General features: G+C 64.3%; 11 protein-coding genes. 10 read left to right on the forward strand and 1 reads right to left on the reverse strand.

Annotation, left to right across the window (positions count from 1 at the left end; translation table 11 throughout):
- Positions 1–4 precede the first annotated feature (4 nt).
- Complete coding sequence (locus tag QOS90_RS18180) at positions 5–1,318, reverse strand: L-fuconate dehydratase (protein ID WP_027594748.1); 1,314 nt, start codon at positions 1,316–1,318, stop codon at positions 5–7.
- Positions 1,319–1,419: 101 nt separating this feature from the next.
- Here QOS90_RS18180 and QOS90_RS18185 point away from each other — a divergent pair, with 101 nt between their 5' ends.
- From QOS90_RS18185 to QOS90_RS18230, 10 genes are all read left to right on the forward strand, one after another.
- Positions 1,420–2,367, forward strand: coding sequence for a LysR family transcriptional regulator (locus QOS90_RS18185; RefSeq protein WP_027594749.1), 948 nt, complete (start codon positions 1,420–1,422; stop codon positions 2,365–2,367).
- Between the two features lie 34 nt (positions 2,368–2,401).
- Complete coding sequence (locus QOS90_RS18190) at positions 2,402–3,367, forward strand: LysR family transcriptional regulator (protein ID WP_027594750.1); 966 nt, start codon at positions 2,402–2,404, stop codon at positions 3,365–3,367.
- A 164-nt stretch (positions 3,368–3,531) separates the two neighbouring features.
- On the forward strand, positions 3,532–5,073 hold the full coding sequence (locus QOS90_RS18195; protein ID WP_027594751.1) for a UxaA family hydrolase: 1,542 nt from the start codon (positions 3,532–3,534) through the stop codon (positions 5,071–5,073).
- A gap of 35 nt (positions 5,074–5,108) precedes the next feature.
- The gene (locus tag QOS90_RS18200; protein ID WP_033694217.1) at positions 5,109–6,689 is read left to right on the forward strand and encodes an aldehyde dehydrogenase (NADP(+)); all 1,581 of its coding nucleotides are present in this window, start codon (positions 5,109–5,111) and stop codon (positions 6,687–6,689) included.
- Between the two features lie 16 nt (positions 6,690–6,705).
- Entirely contained in the window at positions 6,706–7,776 is a 1,071-nt protein-coding gene (locus QOS90_RS18205; protein WP_027594753.1) for an Ldh family oxidoreductase, read from the forward strand.
- Positions 7,777–7,802: 26 nt separating this feature from the next.
- Positions 7,803–9,020, forward strand: coding sequence for a fumarylacetoacetate hydrolase family protein (locus QOS90_RS18210; RefSeq protein ID WP_027594754.1), 1,218 nt, complete (start codon positions 7,803–7,805; stop codon positions 9,018–9,020).
- A gap of 97 nt (positions 9,021–9,117) precedes the next feature.
- Positions 9,118–10,425, forward strand: coding sequence for an MFS transporter (locus QOS90_RS18215; RefSeq protein WP_050580762.1), 1,308 nt, complete (start codon positions 9,118–9,120; stop codon positions 10,423–10,425).
- Positions 10,426–10,518: 93 nt separating this feature from the next.
- Positions 10,519–12,168, forward strand: coding sequence for a VRR-NUC domain-containing protein (locus QOS90_RS18220; protein WP_027594755.1), 1,650 nt, complete (start codon positions 10,519–10,521; stop codon positions 12,166–12,168).
- Positions 12,165–14,426, forward strand: coding sequence for an ATP-dependent DNA helicase (locus tag QOS90_RS18225; RefSeq protein ID WP_085273501.1), 2,262 nt, complete (start codon positions 12,165–12,167; stop codon positions 14,424–14,426). The genes QOS90_RS18220 and QOS90_RS18225 overlap by 4 nt, the downstream gene beginning before the upstream one ends.
- Positions 14,427–14,687: 261 nt before the next feature.
- Positions 14,688–15,602, forward strand: a complete 915-nt coding sequence (locus QOS90_RS18230) for a site-specific integrase (RefSeq protein WP_027594757.1) — start codon at positions 14,688–14,690, stop codon at positions 15,600–15,602.
- The last annotated feature ends 36 nt before the right edge of the window (positions 15,603–15,638 follow it).

The following is a 15,638-nucleotide window of genomic DNA, read 5'->3' on the forward strand; positions in this document are numbered from 1 at the left end:
TAGGTCAGGAACGGTTGATGTCGAGCCACACCGCGCCGTTGGGGTACTGGTAGCGCTCCAGGGTGTCAGCGTGCATTTCAATGCTGTAGCCCGGGCGCTGTGGCGGCATGTAGCGACCGCGACGGATCACCACCGGGTCGAGGAAGTGTTCGTGCAGGTGGTCGACGTATTCCAGCACCCGGTTGTGCAGCGATGCCGAAACGGCGATGTAGTCGAACAAGGCGATGTTCTGCACATATTCGCACAGCCCGACCCCGCCGCCATGCGGGCAGACCGGCACATCGTACTTGGCCGCCATCAACAGCACGATCAGCACCTCGTTCAGGCCACCCAAGCGGGCCGCGTCCAGCTGGCAGAAGTCCAGTGCGCCGGCCTGGAACATCTGCTTGAACATCACCCGGTTGTGGCAGTGCTCGCCGGTGGCCACGCCGATGGGCGCGATGCGTTGGCGGATGGCTGCGTGGCCGAGGATGTCGTCGGGGCTGGTGGGTTCTTCGATCCACAGGGGCTCGAAGGCGGCCAGGCGGCGCATGTTGGCCACCGATTCATCGACGCTCCAGACCTGGTTGGCGTCCATCATCAGGGTGCGTTCCCAGCCGATTTCGTCCCGCAGGATGCTGGCGCGGCGAATGTCTTCTTCCAGGTCGGCGCCGATTTTCTGCTTGATGTGGGTCCAGCCGTCGGCGACCGCTTCGCGGGCCAAGTGGCGCATTTTTTCTTCGCTGTAGCCGAGCCAGCCGGGGGCGGTGGTGTAGCCGGGGTAGCCTTCGCGCAGCATTTGCGCTTCGCGCTGGGCCTTGCCTGGCACCTGGCGGCGGAGCAGGGCGATGGCTTCCTCGGGGGTCAGCACGTCGGTGACGTAGCTGAAGTCCAGGCAGCGCACCAGTTGCTCTGGGGTCATGTCGGCCAGCAGCTTCCACACCGGTTTGCCTTCGTGCTTGGCCCACAGGTCCCACACGGCGTTGATGATGGCGGCGGTGGCCAGGTGGATCACGCCTTTCTCGGGGCCAAGCCAGCGCAACTGGCTGTCACCCACCGTGAAACGGTGCCAGAACGCGCCCATGTTGGCGGTGATTTCTTCCAGGGTCAGGCCGACGATCATCGGTGCCAGCGACTGCACCGCCGCCGCGCAGATTTCGTTGCCGCGGCCGATGGTGAAGGTCAGGCCATGGCCTTCGAGGGCGTCGGCGTCGGTGTGCAGCACGACGTAGGCGGCCGAGTAGTCAGGGGCGCTGTTCATGGCGTCGGAGCCGTCCAGCGACAGCGAAGTCGGGAAGCGGATGTCACGGACGCTCAGGTGGGTAATACGTATGCTCATGGCGGACTCTTGTTCTGGTCAGGCAGTGGGAGACTCGACTGTAGGTTGTCGAGCGATATAGGCATAATCGCCAATTCCTAAGTAGGGATATCGGAATTGATATGTCTCAAATGCCCGCAGACAGCCCAGCGCTGCCGCAAAACCTTGGCACATTGAAGATCTCCAGCCGCCAGATCACCTTGCTCAACGCTCTGGGCGAGTTCGGCAACCTGCGCCGTGCCGCCACTGCGATGCACACCACGCAACCGGCGGCCAGCCTGCTGCTGCAGCAACTGGAAGAACGCCTGGGCGTGCGCCTGTTCGAGCGCCTGCCGCGTGGCATGCAGCCAACGCTGTATGGCGAGGTGATGATTCGCTACGCGCAGAACGCGCTGCACGAGTTCGAACATGCCCAGGCACAGATCGCCGAACTGGCGCGCGGTGCCTTGGGCCTGGTGCGGGTGGGCAGTGTGATGGGGCCGGTGCCCGGTTTGCTGACCAAGGCGGTGCTGGCCTACAAGCGCGATCACCCTAAGGTGCGTATCTCGCTCGAAGTCGGCACCAGCGATACCTTGTTGCCGGCGCTGCTGCGCGGTGATTTCGACATGGTGGTCGGGCGCCTGCCCGACCAGAGCGACAGCCAGGACCTGAACATCGAACTGTTCGAGGGCGGTGAGCAGATGCGCGTCATCGCCCGCGCCGGCCACCCCTTGGCCGACGCCAAGGCGTTGCAGTTGGCCGACCTGGTGGCCCTGACCTGGATCCTGCACCCCATCGGCAGCCCCATGCGCCGCCGGGTCGAAAGTGCCTTGCAGGCGGGCGGCATGGTGCAGTCGCTGGACATTGTCGAGACCGCCTCGATCTTGGCCACCACCGCGATGTTGGAGGCCTCCGAGATGATTGCGGTGGTGCCCAACGATGTGGCCGAGCATTATGCGCGCTACGGCATGGTTGACATCTTGCCGGTAGAACTGCCGATCTCGATGGCCAACCTGGGCTTGCTGACCCTGCGCTCGCGGCCCAATTCCGTGGCCCTGGACAGGTTGCTGCAGTACCTGCGCACGCAATAGCCCTGCCTTTACACCTTTTTGAGGTTGCCCTCTGATGCCGTCGGACATTACCCACTCCAGCTTCTGCAACTGGGTCCGCTACAAGCACCTGGTGCTGATCGACACCCTGGCACGCACCCGCAACATGCACGCCACCGCTACGCGGATGAACCTCAGCCAGCCGGCGCTGAGCAAAATGCTGCGTGACCTCGAGGAGCAGTTTGGCTTCGCCTTGTTCGAGCGCCTGCCACGTAGCATGCCGCCCACCGAGCTTGGCGAGTATGTGGTGCGCTACGCCCAAGGGGTGCTGGGCGACTCGCAGCAGTTTGTCGACCAGGTCAACCGGCTGCGCAAGGGCGGGCACGGGTTCATCCGCGTGGGTGGCATTTTTGCGGCCACCCCCGTGGTGCTGCCTCAAGCCATTGCCGCCATCAAGGCACGCAGCCCGTTGCTCTCGATCGAAGTGGTCGAGCACTCCAGTGACCACCTGTTGGCCATGCTGGAGCAGAACAAACTCGACATCATGATCGGCCGCTTCACGGAAGAACGCTTCAGTCAGCTGTTCGACTATCAGCCCCTGGAGCCCGAGCCCTTCAGCCTGGTGGTCAACAGCCGCCACCCGCTCAATGCACTGGCCAGCACCCCAGTGGAGGCACTGGGTGAGTGGCCCTGGGTGCTTTACCCCGTGGGCACGCCAATTCGCAATCGCCTGGAACAGGCCTTCAGGGTGGCTGGTATTGCCACGCCGGCAGACAGCGTCGAGACCATCTCGATGCCGATGTTCCTGCAGTTGCTGCAATCGGGCCCGATGATCGCGATGCTGCCCAGGTCGATGGTCGCCGCACAGCTGAGCAGCGGCCAGTTCAAGGAACTGCAGAGCCCCTTGCACCTGCCCGCGCTGGAGTACGGCATCGTTACCCGCAAGGACGAGCCGCTGACCCCGTCGGCCCACGCGTTCGTCGAGATTCTGCTCGACTTCGCGCAGCAACGACGTACCGCGCAGGGCACAACAAGCGATTGATAAATCGCCACCGATAGATGGTATTGATAACCCTGGGTTATCGCGTGATCGGATCATCTCATTGGGAATGTTGCGCAAGGCTTCTTACAGTGGTTGCAGATTCGCCCGGTATCGAACGGGCGACGCCATAACAAGAAGTCAGCCGCACCGCCTTGAGAGGTCTCATGCAACTGATTGCCCGCTCTGGTGACCTTGCCGTCATCCGCCTCAACCCGCTGGACAACGTTCTCATCGCTCGCCAGGCACTACCTGAAGGTCTGTTCCTGGACGCAGAAGCGATTACCGTGCGCCAGGCGATCCCCTCAGGCCATAAAGTCGCCACCCAGCGCGTGGAGCAGGGCCAGCCCCTGCGCCGCTATGGCCAGATCATCGGTTTTGCTTCACAGGCCATCGACGCCGGCGACCATGTTCACGTGCACAACGTGCAGATGGGTGATTTTGCCCGCGACTATGCCTTTGGCGTGGATGCCCGCAGCACGCCGGTCGCTGAGGCGGTGTTCCAGGGCATTGTGCGTGCCGATGGCCGGGTAGCCACCCGCAACTACATTGGCATTCTCACCTCGGTGAACTGTTCGGCGACCGTGGCCCGAGCCGTGGCCGACCATTTCCGCCGCGACATCCACCCCGAAGCGCTGGCCGACTACCCGAATATCGACGGTGTAGTGGCCTTGACCCACGGTGCCGGCTGCGCAGTAGACCCTTCCGGTGAAGCCTTGGGCCTGTTGCGTCGGACCTTGGCTGGCTATGCCGTACACCCCAATTTCGCGGCCGTGCTGATCATCGGCCTGGGTTGTGAAACCAACCAGATCGAAAGCCTGCTGGAGACCCAAGGGCTTACCACCAGCACGCAACTGCGCGCCTTCACCATCCAAGGCATTGGCGGCACCTCGAAGACCATCGCTGCCGGCATTGAGCAGGTCAAGGCGCTGTTGGCCCAGGCCAACCAGGTAGAACGCGAGCCGGTCAGCGCCCGCCACTTGATCGTTGGCCTGCAGTGCGGCGGCTCCGATGGCTACTCGGGGATCACCGCCAACCCCGCGTTGGGCAATGCCGTCGACCGCCTGGTGGCGGCCGGTGGCACCGCGATTCTGTCTGAAACACCGGAAATTTATGGCGCCGAGCACCTGCTGACCCGTCGCGCCGTAAGCCGCGAAGTCGGCGAGAAGCTGGTGGCACGCATCCACTGGTGGGAAGACTACTGCCAGCGCATGAACGCTGAACTGAACAACAACCCGTCGGCCGGCAACAAGGCGGGCGGCCTGACCACCATCCTCGAGAAGTCGCTGGGTGCGGTGGCCAAGGCCGGCTCCAGCAACCTGGTCGACGTCTACCAGTACGCCGAAGCGGTACGCGCCCATGGGCTGGTGTTCATGGACACGCCGGGCTACGACCCGGTCTCGGCCACCGGCCAAGTCGCAGGCGGCGCCAACCTGATTGCCTTCACCACCGGCCGCGGTTCGGCCTACGGCTGCGCCCCGGCGCCGTCGATCAAGCTGGCGACCAACAACCGGGTGTTCGAGCACCAGGAAGAGGACATGGACGTCAACTGCGGTGGCATCGCTGATGGCTCCACCAGCATCGAAGAGCGTGGCGCGTACATCTTCGAACAGATGCTGCGCATCGCCTCCGGCGCGCGCAGCAAAAGCGAACAGCACGGCTATGGGCAGAACGAGTTCGTACCCTGGCAGATCGGCGCCGTGACCTGATCGACAGCCCACTCCCGAATTTGAGGCAACCTTTTATGCACGTTAGCGGACACAACTTCATTGCCGGCCAGCGCAGCGCGCTGGGCCAAACCCTGGTCTACAGCGTGGACGCCCACACCGGCGAGCGCCTGCCCGGCGGTTTCTATCAGGCCACCTTGGCCGAAGTCGACAACGCCGTGGGCGCGGCCTCGGCGGCTTTCCCGCTGTTTCGTAACCTGCCAGCGGTGCGCCGCGCCGAGTTCCTGGAGGCCATTGCCGACGAACTCGACGCCCTCGGCGAAGACTTCATTGCCTTGACCTGCCAGGAAACGGCCTTGCCTACTGCGCGAATCCTGGGCGAGCGGGGGCGTACCAGCGGGCAGATGCGCCTGTTCGCCCAGGTGCTGCGCCGTGGCGACTTCTATGGCGCCCGCATCGACCAGGCCCTGCCTGCCCGCACGCCGTTGCCACGCCCAGACTTGCGCCAGTACCGCATTGGGGTTGGCCCGGTGGCGGTGTTCGGCGCCAGCAATTTCCCGCTGGCGTTCTCCACAGCGGGTGGCGATACCGCCGCAGCCCTGGCGGCCGGTTGCCCGGTCGTCTTCAAGGCCCACAGCGGCCACATGGCCACTGCCGAACGCGTAGCTGAAGCACTGATTCGTGCTGCCGAACGCACGAACATGCCGGCCGGTGTGTTCAACATGATCTTCGGTGGCGGGGTTGGCGAGGCCCTGGTCAAGCACCCCGGCATCCAGGCAGTCGGGTTTACCGGGTCGCTCAAGGGGGGGCGTGCGCTGTGCGACATGGCGGCGGCACGGCCGCAGCCGATTCCGGTGTTCGCCGAAATGTCGAGCATCAACCCGGTGCTGGTGCTGCCCCAGGCCTTGGCCTCGCGCGGTGCGCAACTGGCCAAGGACCTCACCGCGTCGGTGGTGCAGGGCTGTGGCCAGTTTTGCACCAACCCGGGCTTGGTCCTGGGCATTCGCTCCCCAGCGTTCAGTGCCTTTGTCGAGCAGTTGGCCGGGCACATGGCAGAGCAAGCGCCGCAGACCATGCTCAACGCTGGCACCCTGGGCAGCTATGGCAAGGGCCTGCAGGCCTTGATTGCCCACCCTGGGGTCAAGCGGTTGAGTGGCCAGGCGCAACACGGTAACCAAGCCCAACCGCACCTGTTCGAAGCCGATGTCAGCCTGCTGCTGGAGCAGGACGAGTTGCTTCAGGAAGAAGTATTCGGCCCGTGCACGGTGGTGGTGCAGGTTGCCGATGAAGCCGAGCTTATGCGCGCGGTGGCAGCCTTGCGCGGCCAACTGACCGCCACGTTGCTGGCGGACGATGCCGACCTGGCGGCCTACGGCTACTTGCTGGGTGCGTTGGAAGTGAAGGTGGGTCGCGTGCTGCTCAATGGCTACCCCACCGGGGTCGAGGTGTGCGATGCCATGGTCCACGGCGGCCCATACCCGGCCACTTCGGACGCCCGCGGCACCTCGGTCGGCACCCTGGCCATCGACCGCTTCCTGCGCCCTGTGTGCTACCAGAACGTGCCTGACGCCTTGCTGCCCGCCGCCCTGCAGAACGCCAACCCGTTGGGCATCCAGCGCCTGGTGGACGGCAAGCCCAGCACCGCAGCCCTGAACTGACCGTGGAGTGACAGGCATGACGCAAACCAAACGGTATGACGTGCAGGCGCTAACCCGGTTCGTCGAGCAACTGTTTGAAAAAGCCGGTGCCGATGCCGAGGTCGCCCAGGTGGTGACCCAGGTATTGCTCGAAGGCGAACTGCTAGGCCATCGCACCCACGGCCTCAACCTGGTCAGCCGCTACATCGGCGGCATGCTCAGCGGGCAGGTCAAGGCGCAGGCCCAGGCGCTGGAGCAGGTGTCGGACAGCGGCATTTCCAGTCTTTTCGACGGCCATTACGTACTTGGCCCGTACTGTGTCAGCCGGGCCCTCGACTGCGCGGCCAAAGGTGCCAGCGCACAGGGCATCGGCATTGCCGTGGTGCGCCGGGCCGCGCACATCGGCTGCCTGGCGGCTTACCTCAAGCCTTATACCGACCGTGGCCTGGTGGCCATGGTGTATTCCTCGGACCCGTCCGTGGGGCTGGTCTGTGCCCATGGCGGGGTCGACCCGGTGTTCACGCCCAACCCGATTGCCGCCGGCATACCGACCCAGGGTGAGCCGATCCTGCTGGACGTGAGCATGTCTACGGTAACCCTCGGCCTGGTCGGGCAGTGCCGTGATGCCGGCAGCCGGCTGCCGCACCCGGTGCTGATGAGCAACGATGGCCACCTGAGCGATGACCCGCGTGACTTCTTCACCACGCCCCAGGGCAGCATTCTGCCACTGGGTGGTCAGGCCTTTGGCCACAAGGGCTTTGCCCTGGCAATCCTGGTCGAGGCACTGACCTCGGCATTGGCCGGCCATGGCCGCAAGGACGCCCCGGACCAGTGGGGCGCGTCGGCCACCGCGGTGGTCATCGACCCGCGCTTTTTCGGCGGCTTGCAAGCGTTTACCGACGAAACCAGCTTCCTCGGGCGGTTGATCATGGCCAGCCGACCGGTAGACCCCGAGCGCCCGGTACGCCTGCCTGGGCAAGCTGGCCTGACGTTGCGCCGGCAAGCCTTGGTGCAGGGCCTGAGCCTGTCGCAGCCAGTGCTCGACGACCTCGACCGGCTGGCCGAGCAGCTGCAGTTGGCGACCCGTTCGCAGGCGCTTTCCCAATGAATGACAATGACAACAAGGGTGCACCCATGACAGACCAATCGAATGCCAACCAGCCACTGCCGCTAAGCCACGACCTTGCCGTGTTCGACACCGGCAGCTGGGTGGGGCGCGTCTGGCTGCCGGATCAAGGCCCCGCCGTGGTGCTTGTCAAGGCCGGCGCCGTGCACGATATCAGCGCCCATGTGGCGACGGTTTCGGCCCTGCTGGAAGTGGCCGACCCGGTGGCCTACCTGCGTGCGTTACCATTGGCCGACGCGTTGATCGAGTTACCGGCGCTGCTGGCCAACAGCGACCCTGGCCAGCGTGACGCGCGCTTGCCTTGGCTGTTGGCACCGATCGACCTGCAAGCGGTGAAGGCCGCCGGTGTCACCTTCGCCGCCAGCTTGCTGGAGCGAGTGGTGGAGGAGCAAGCCAAGGGCGACCCGGCCAAGGCCGATGCCATCCGCGATACGCTGGCCAGCCGCATCGGTGCGGACCTCTCCCAGATCATCCCGGGCTCTGCCCAGGCCGAAGCGCTGCGCAAGGTCCTGGTGGAGCAGGGCTTGTGGTCGCAATACCTGGAGGTGGGCATCGGCCCGGATGCCGAAGTCTTCACCAAGGCGCAGCCACTGTCGGCGGTCGGGCATGGTGCCGACATCGGTATCCACCCCAAGTCGAGCTGGAACAACCCGGAACCGGAGGTGGTACTGGCGGTGTCGAGCGACGGCAGCATCAAGGGCGCCATGCTCGGCAACGATGTCAACCTGCGCGACTTCGAGGGGCGCAGTGCCTTGCTGCTGTCCAAGGCCAAGGACAACAACGCCTCCACCTCGCTGGGGCCATTGCTGCGCCTGTTCGACGAGAGCTTCAGCCTGGACGATGTGCGTAACGCCGAAGTGGACCTGCGTGTCGAGGGCCAGGACGGCTTCATCCTGTCCGGCCGCAGCTCCATGCGCCAGATCAGCCGCGACCCCCAGGACCTGGTGCAGCAGACCCTCAACGAAAACCACCAGTATCCCGACGGTCTGGTGCTGTTTCTCGGTACCCTGTTCGCGCCCAAGCAGGACCGCGACCAGCCAGGCAACGGTTTTACCCACAAGCCCGGCGACTTGGTCGCCATCAGCAACGCGCAACTGGGCACCCTGTGCAACCGCGTCACCACCAGCGACCTCGCGCCGCAGTGGGGCTTCGGCCTGCGTGCGCTGATCGACAGCCTGAGCCGGCGCGGCCTGCTCGAGGCGGCGGTAACTGCGCGTCAACCTTGAGGGTTGCCGCACCAAGGATGAACGCAACAGGACCGACGGATCGCCAAGGCGCTGAAGGCGCCGCAACAATAATAATAAAGGCCACCCAATGAACCCTATGAAGAAGTATCAGCGCCTCACCGTTGTCTTCCTGCTGTTGATTGGCATCGTCAACTACCTGGACCGTAGCGCGCTGTCGATCGCCAACACCTCGATCCAGAAAGACATGATGATCAGCCCCTCGCAGATGGGCATTCTGTTGTCGGCCTTCTCCATTGCTTATGCCTTTGCCCAGTTGCCGATGGGTATGATCATCGACCGCCTGGGCAGCAAGATCGCCCTCGGCGCCTCGTTGCTGGCCTGGTCGGTGGCCCAGGCCACCTTTGGCATGGTCAGCAGCTTTGCCGGTTTCATGGGCTTGCGCGTGTTGCTGGGGATTGGCGAGGCGCCGATGTTCCCTTCGGCGGCCAAGGCCTTGTCGGAATGGTTCGATGCCAACGAACGCGGCACCCCGACCGGTATCGTCTGGTCCTCGACCTGCCTTGGCCCATGCCTGGCGCCACCTTTGCTGACGCTGTTCATGGTCAATTTCGGCTGGCGCGGCATGTTCATCATCACCGGGTTGATCGGTGTGGTACTGGCGGTGTGCTGGTTGAGCTTCTACAAGAGCAAGGCGCAGTACCTGGCCGAGCTCGCTGCGCAAGGTAAACCGTTGCCTACCGAGTCCAAGCAGCCGCTGCCTGCGGCCAATCCACAGGCGCCGAAGGTGTCGTACTTTGCGGGTTGGCTCGACTTGTTCAAGCACCGCAGCACCTGGGGGGCGGTACTGGGCTTCATGGGCGTGATCTACATGCTCTGGCTGCACCTGACCTGGCTGCCCGGCTACTTTGAACGTGAGCACGGCCTGGACCTGTACAAGACTGCTTGGGTGGTTTCGCTGGCCTATGGCTTCGGCGCGGCGGGCACGATCGTCGCCGGGCGCTTCTGTGACTTGCTGGTCCAACGCGGCATGAGCATCCTTGGCAGCCGCAAATTCAGCGTGATCACCGGCCTGGTGCTGGCGGCGTTGTTCACCTTGCCGCTGTCCTTCGTCAGTGGCCTGACCGGCTGTGTGGTACTGCTGTGCCTGGCGCTGTTCAGCATCAACATGGCCAGTGCCACCGCGTGGATGATCGTCAACACCATCGTCGACAGCCCGCGGGTGGCGTCGTTTGGCTCGATCCAGAACTTCGGCGGCTACATTGCGGGCTCCGTGGCACCGATCGTCACCGGCTTCAGCATCCAGTACTCGGGTTCGTTCAACACGGCATTCATGATCAGCGCGATCGTGGCACTGTGCTCGGCGGTGGCTTACTTCCTGCTGCTGAAGGCACCGATCGGCAGTGCCAAGGCCGAGGCGGGGCCGATGGTTGGGGTGACCGAGTAACAGCCCTACTGCGCCACTGGACCTACGGCACTTGTCAGGTGTGGGTATCTGTATGTATAACCAGTACCCACATTCATTGCCCGACCTTGCCCCGTGATCGCCCATTCTGTCGACGACCCGTTCTATTACCTGCATAACTTCCGCCAGGTGCTGCTATGGGTCGAGCAGCGCTATGACGACCTGCTCGATGACCAGGAGCTGGCGTTCATCCAGGCGTTTACGCAATTGGACGCGCCGGCGCAGGCCTTGATGGTGCGTATGGTCATGCGCAAGGGCGAGCTGTTTCGCAGTGACAAGCTGACCTATGCCGAGATCGGCGATACCGCGCTGGCCTTGCAGCCGTTGCAGGCGTTGGGTTGGGTTCGGGAGCCTGCGCATCTGGAGCTGGAGCAGCTGTTCAGCTTGCTGCGCAAGGACGAATTGGCATCGTGCTTCGCCGCCCAATTGAGCCGGCCGCGCGCCGCCAAGCACGACTTGCTCGCGCAGCTTCAACCCCTGGGGCTAACGGCCAGGCCATTGCAGGCGTGGTTCCCCGGCAGTGACGTGCGCATTTTCCAGTGGTGCCTGCAGCCGCTGTGTGACCGCATGCGCCTGTTGTTCTTCGGCAACCTTTACCAGGACTGGTCGGACTTCGTGCTCGCCGACCTAGGCTTGCTGCGCTACGAGCACGTACCTTTCAGCACCGATTCGCGCGCCTTGCGCCATCGCGCCGAGGTCGATCTGGCCATGGCCTTGCACCAGTGCGCCGAGCGGCTGGAGCAGGGCGATGACCCGCTGTCGATTCTGGGGGCGATGGCAGGGCTGCACAGTGACAACCCTTGGTTGGCCCGGCGCCATGCGCGCCTGCTGTTTGCCCTGGGCCAGCAATGCGAGCGCCAGGGCAACTGGGACCAGGCCATGGCTGTCTACGGCCAGTGCAGCCATGCGCAAGCGCGAATCCGTCAGGTGCGTGTACTGGAACGTAGCGAACAATGGCCGCAGGCCCATGCACTGGCACAGCAGCTGGCCGCGGCCCCGGCCAATGCGCTGGAGGTGCAGGCGCTCGAACGCATGCTGCCGCGCCTGGCCCGCAAACTCGGCGGCCCGCCACAACGTCGCCAGCGTGCTGCGCCGCTGCACTTGATCGAACTTGAGCTGCCGCGTGAACACGCAGCCCTGGGTGTGGAGGAGGCTGTGCGCCAGCACTTGGCCGAGGCCGGCGGGCAGGTCCATTACGTGGAAAACACACTGTTCAACAGCTTGTTCGGCCTCTTGTGCTGGGAGGCGATCTTCGCGCCGGTACCAGGTGCCTTTTTCAACCCGTTCCAGGCCGCGCCACAAGACCTGCACGACAGCGACTTCCAGCAACGGCGCAGTGCGCTGTTCGACCGCTGCCTGGGGCGGCTCGACGAGGGTAGCCACCGCCAGGCCATTCTCGACTGCTACGCCGCCAAGCACGGCCTGCAGTCGCCGTTCGTGTTCTGGCCGATGCTCAGCGAAGCCTTGCTCGAACAGGCACTGGCTTGCCTGCCGGCCGCGCACCTGAAGCAGTGCTTCCTGCGCCTGTTGCATGACATCCGCAACAACCGCGCCGGGATGCCTGATCTGATCCAGTTCTGGCCCGAGCAGGGCGGCTACCGCATGGTCGAGGTCAAGGGGCCGGGCGACCGCCTGCAAGACAACCAATTACGTTGGCTAGAGTTCTGCCGTGCCCAAGGTTTGCCCGTTGCAGTGTGCCATGTGCGCTGGAGCGAGGCGGCGTGAGCTACAACGTGGCGGTGCGTGCCCTGTGCGAGTTCAGTGCCAAGGTTGGCGACCTGGACCTGCGCTTCACCCCGTCGCCCACGGCCCAGGAAGGCATCGAGGGGCACCGTCGGGTAGTGGCGCGGCGTGCGGCCGATTACGAGTCGGAGGTGGCCCTCGAGGGGCAGTTCGAAAGCCTGCGGGTGCGAGGCCGAGCCGACGGTTACGACCCTAGTTGCAACCGCTTGGAAGAGATAAAGACCTACCGCGGCGACCTTGCGCGCCAGCCGGCCAACCATCGCCAGCTGCACTGGGCCCAGGCCAAGGTCTACGCCTGGTTGATGTGCCACGCGCGACAATTGCCGGCCATCGAAGTGGCCCTGGTGTACCTGGACGTGGACAGCGATGGCCAGACGCTGATCAGCGAGCACCACACGGCTGCCGCGCTGCAAGCGTTCTTCGAAACCCAGTGCCGCTGCTTTCTGGCTTGGGCGCAGCGTCAGCAAGGCCGACTGGCCGAGCGTGACCGCGATCTGCAGGCGCTGGGGTTTCCCTATGCGCAATTCCGCCAGGGCCAGCGGCAATTGGCCGAGACCCTGTACAAGGCCGTCAGCACCGGCCGCTGCCTGATGGCTCAGGCCAGTACCGGTATCGGCAAGACCCTGGGCACCTTGTTCCCATTGCTCAAGGCGATGGTGCCGCAGCAGCTCGACAAAGTGTTCTTTCTGACGGCCAAGACGCCGGGCCGGGCGCTGGCCCTCGATGCCATGCGCCAGATCACCGATGCCACGCCGCAACCGGCCTTGCGCACCTTGGAGCTGATCGCCCGCGACAAGGCCTGCGAGTACCCCGACAAAGCCTGCCATGGCGAGTCCTGCCCGTTGGCGCAAGGCTTCTACGACCGCCTGCCCGCCGCGCGCGAGGCTGCAGCAGCGGTGCCGTTGCTGGACCGTGCCAGCCTGCGCGAGGTGGCCTTGGCGCATCAGGTTTGCCCTTATTACCTGGGCCAGGAAATGGCCCGCTGGGTCGACCTGGTGGTGGCCGACTACAACTATTACTTCGATGCCCATGCCTTGCTGTTCGGCTTGGCCCAGGCTAACCAATGGCGGGTGGCGGTGCTGGTGGACGAAGCGCACAACTTGGTCGAGCGCGGTCGCAGCATGTACAGCGCCAGCCTCGATCAAAGCCAGTTGCTCGCCTTGCGCCAGAGCAAACCGCAAGGGCTGACCCGTGCGCTGGACCGCCTCAACCGGCAGTGGAACGCGTTGTACAAAGAGCAGCGTGCACCGTATCAGGCCAGCGAGCAGTTGCCGGAGGCCTTCATACGCGCCCTGCAGCAGTGCATCGGGCTGATCCAGGAGCGCATGAATCAGGCACCAGCCGAGGTAGATGCGCAGGTGCTGCAGTTCTTCTACCAGGCGTTGCAGTTCAGCCGGGTGGCTGAATTGTTCGACGAGCATTTCATCTTCGACATCAGCCAGCGCGAAGGCCAGCGCAAGCGGCGCCTGGCCACCCTGTGCCTGCGCAATGTCACCCCGGCGCGGCTGCTGGCCCCACGCATGCAGGCGGCGCGCAGTGTGACGCTGTTTTCCGCCACGCTGAGCCCTAGGCATTTCTACAGCGACTTGCTCGGCATGCCGGCCGACACGGCCTGGTTGGAGGTGGCAGCGCCGTTTCGCGCCGAACAACTCGAAGTACGCATCGCCAGCCAGGTCTCGACCCGTTACCGAGAACGCCAGGCTTCGCTGGCGCCAATCGTCGCGCTGATCGCCGAGCAGTACCAGCGCATGCCCGGTAACTACCTGGCCTTTTTCAGCAGCTTCGAATACCTGCAGCAGGTGGCGGGCTTGCTGGCAGAGCGGCATGCCGACATTCCCCTGTGGGCGCAGGCGGCAGGCATGGATGAAGAGGCGCGTCAGGCATTTCTCGACCGCTTCGTAGCGGATGGCTGCGGGGTGGGTTTTGCGGTGCTGGGGGGCGCGTTCGGGGAAGGGGTTGATTTACCCGGCACGCGCTTGATCGGGGCGTTTGTCGCGACCCTCGGGCTGCCCCAGGTCAACCCTGTCAACGAGCAGTTCAAGCAGCGCCTGGGGCGCCAGTTTGGCGCAGGCTTTGATTACGCCTACCTCTACCCAGGCGTGCGCAAGGTCATTCAGGCGGCGGGCAGGGTCATTCGGGGGGACCAGGACCAAGGCGTGCTGGTGTTGATCGACGAACGCTTTGCCGAACCACGGGTTCAGCAAATGTTTCCCAGTTGGTGGCGGTCGGGCGGTGCGTGACGCTTGCCGCTGCCCTTGGCGCCGTTCACCGCTGGTCAAACTGTGGACGGGCAGGCGGGCTTGGGTTCGTTATGCGGGCGTCAGTTGGGGTAACATTACCCTCCGCGCCGTCTTCAAACCCCTTGAATATCAAGGTGATGGCACTGCTCCAAGCCCGAATGGCCATGCGTTGTCATTTGGGCTTGCTTTCATGTCGAATAGACTCGCTTCACGCTTTGGCTGCCCCCGTACCGGTCCAAGCGTCGCTACAGGATTCACGTTGTGACCGATCTCTCGAAAAACCCGCTGCTGCAGTACATGGCCCGCCTGGCGCCGTCGAGCCAGCAAACCATGCGCTACATCCTTCAGGACGCGGCCGACCGGCTGGGTTTCGTCGACTGCAACCTTGTCGATGTACCGTGGCACTTGCTCGAACCTGGGCATGTGATCGGCTTGGTAGCGGCATTGCGCGAGGATGGGTACGCCCCTAACAGTTCGTCGCTGTATGTGAATGCGGTGCGTGGGGTGATGAACGAGGCGTGGCGCCAGGGCCTGATCGACCATGAGCAGCTGTTGAGGATCCGCGAGGTCAAGCCGGCGACCGGTAGCCGCCTGCCACCGGGGCGCAACCTGCGGCGCAGCCTGATCCGTGAGTTGATGGACGTGTGCGCGGCCGACCCTCGGCCGCAAGGTGTGCGCGACGCGGCGATCATTGCCTTGCTGTACGGCACCGGCATGCGCAAGTCGGAGTCGGTCGACATCGACCTGGACCAGGTCGACTTCGACGCTCGCAGCCTGCAGGTACTGGGCAAGGGCAACCGGCAGTTGATCAAGTATGCGCCGCCTTGGGCGTTCGAAAAGCTGCAGGCGTGGCTGGACCTGCGTCGCAACGATTTGCCGGAGGGGGCAGCGGACGACCCGTTCCTGTTCAACCGCATTCGCCGAGGCAACCACATTACCCGCGCCCGCATCACCAAGCATGCGATCTACTACATTGCGCGCCAGCGCGGTGCCCAGGTGGGTGTGAAGATCATGCCCCATGATTTTCGCCGTGCATTCATCACCCGGGTTATTGAAGAGCACGACCTGTCGATTGCCCAGAAGCTCGCGCACCATGCCAATATCCAGACCACGGCCAGTTACGATCGCCGGGATGACAACGAACGGCGGCGGGCGGTAGACCGCTTCGATTACTGAAGCCTCACTGCATAGCTGTCTGTAGGAGCAGCCTTG

The sequence above is a fragment of the Pseudomonas sp. LAIL14HWK12:I10 genome, assembly GCF_900184205.1.
Lineage (GTDB): Bacteria > Pseudomonadota > Gammaproteobacteria > Pseudomonadales > Pseudomonadaceae > Aquipseudomonas > Aquipseudomonas kermanshahensis.

What these genes read in the sequence shown, in the direction of transcription:
- QOS90_RS18180 (WP_027594748.1), bottom strand. Translation starts at nt 1,318, where the DNA reads ATGAGCATACGTATTACCCACCTGAGCGTCCGTGACATCCGCTTCCCG.
- QOS90_RS18185 (WP_027594749.1), top strand. Translation starts at nt 1,420, where the DNA reads ATGTCTCAAATGCCCGCAGACAGCCCAGCGCTGCCGCAAAACCTTGGC.
- QOS90_RS18190 (WP_027594750.1), top strand. Translation starts at nt 2,402, where the DNA reads ATGCCGTCGGACATTACCCACTCCAGCTTCTGCAACTGGGTCCGCTAC.
- QOS90_RS18195 (WP_027594751.1), top strand. Translation starts at nt 3,532, where the DNA reads ATGCAACTGATTGCCCGCTCTGGTGACCTTGCCGTCATCCGCCTCAAC.
- QOS90_RS18200 (WP_033694217.1), top strand. Translation starts at nt 5,109, where the DNA reads ATGCACGTTAGCGGACACAACTTCATTGCCGGCCAGCGCAGCGCGCTG.
- QOS90_RS18205 (WP_027594753.1), top strand. Translation starts at nt 6,706, where the DNA reads ATGACGCAAACCAAACGGTATGACGTGCAGGCGCTAACCCGGTTCGTC.
- QOS90_RS18210 (WP_027594754.1), top strand. Translation starts at nt 7,803, where the DNA reads ATGACAGACCAATCGAATGCCAACCAGCCACTGCCGCTAAGCCACGAC.
- QOS90_RS18215 (WP_050580762.1), top strand. Translation starts at nt 9,118, where the DNA reads ATGAAGAAGTATCAGCGCCTCACCGTTGTCTTCCTGCTGTTGATTGGC.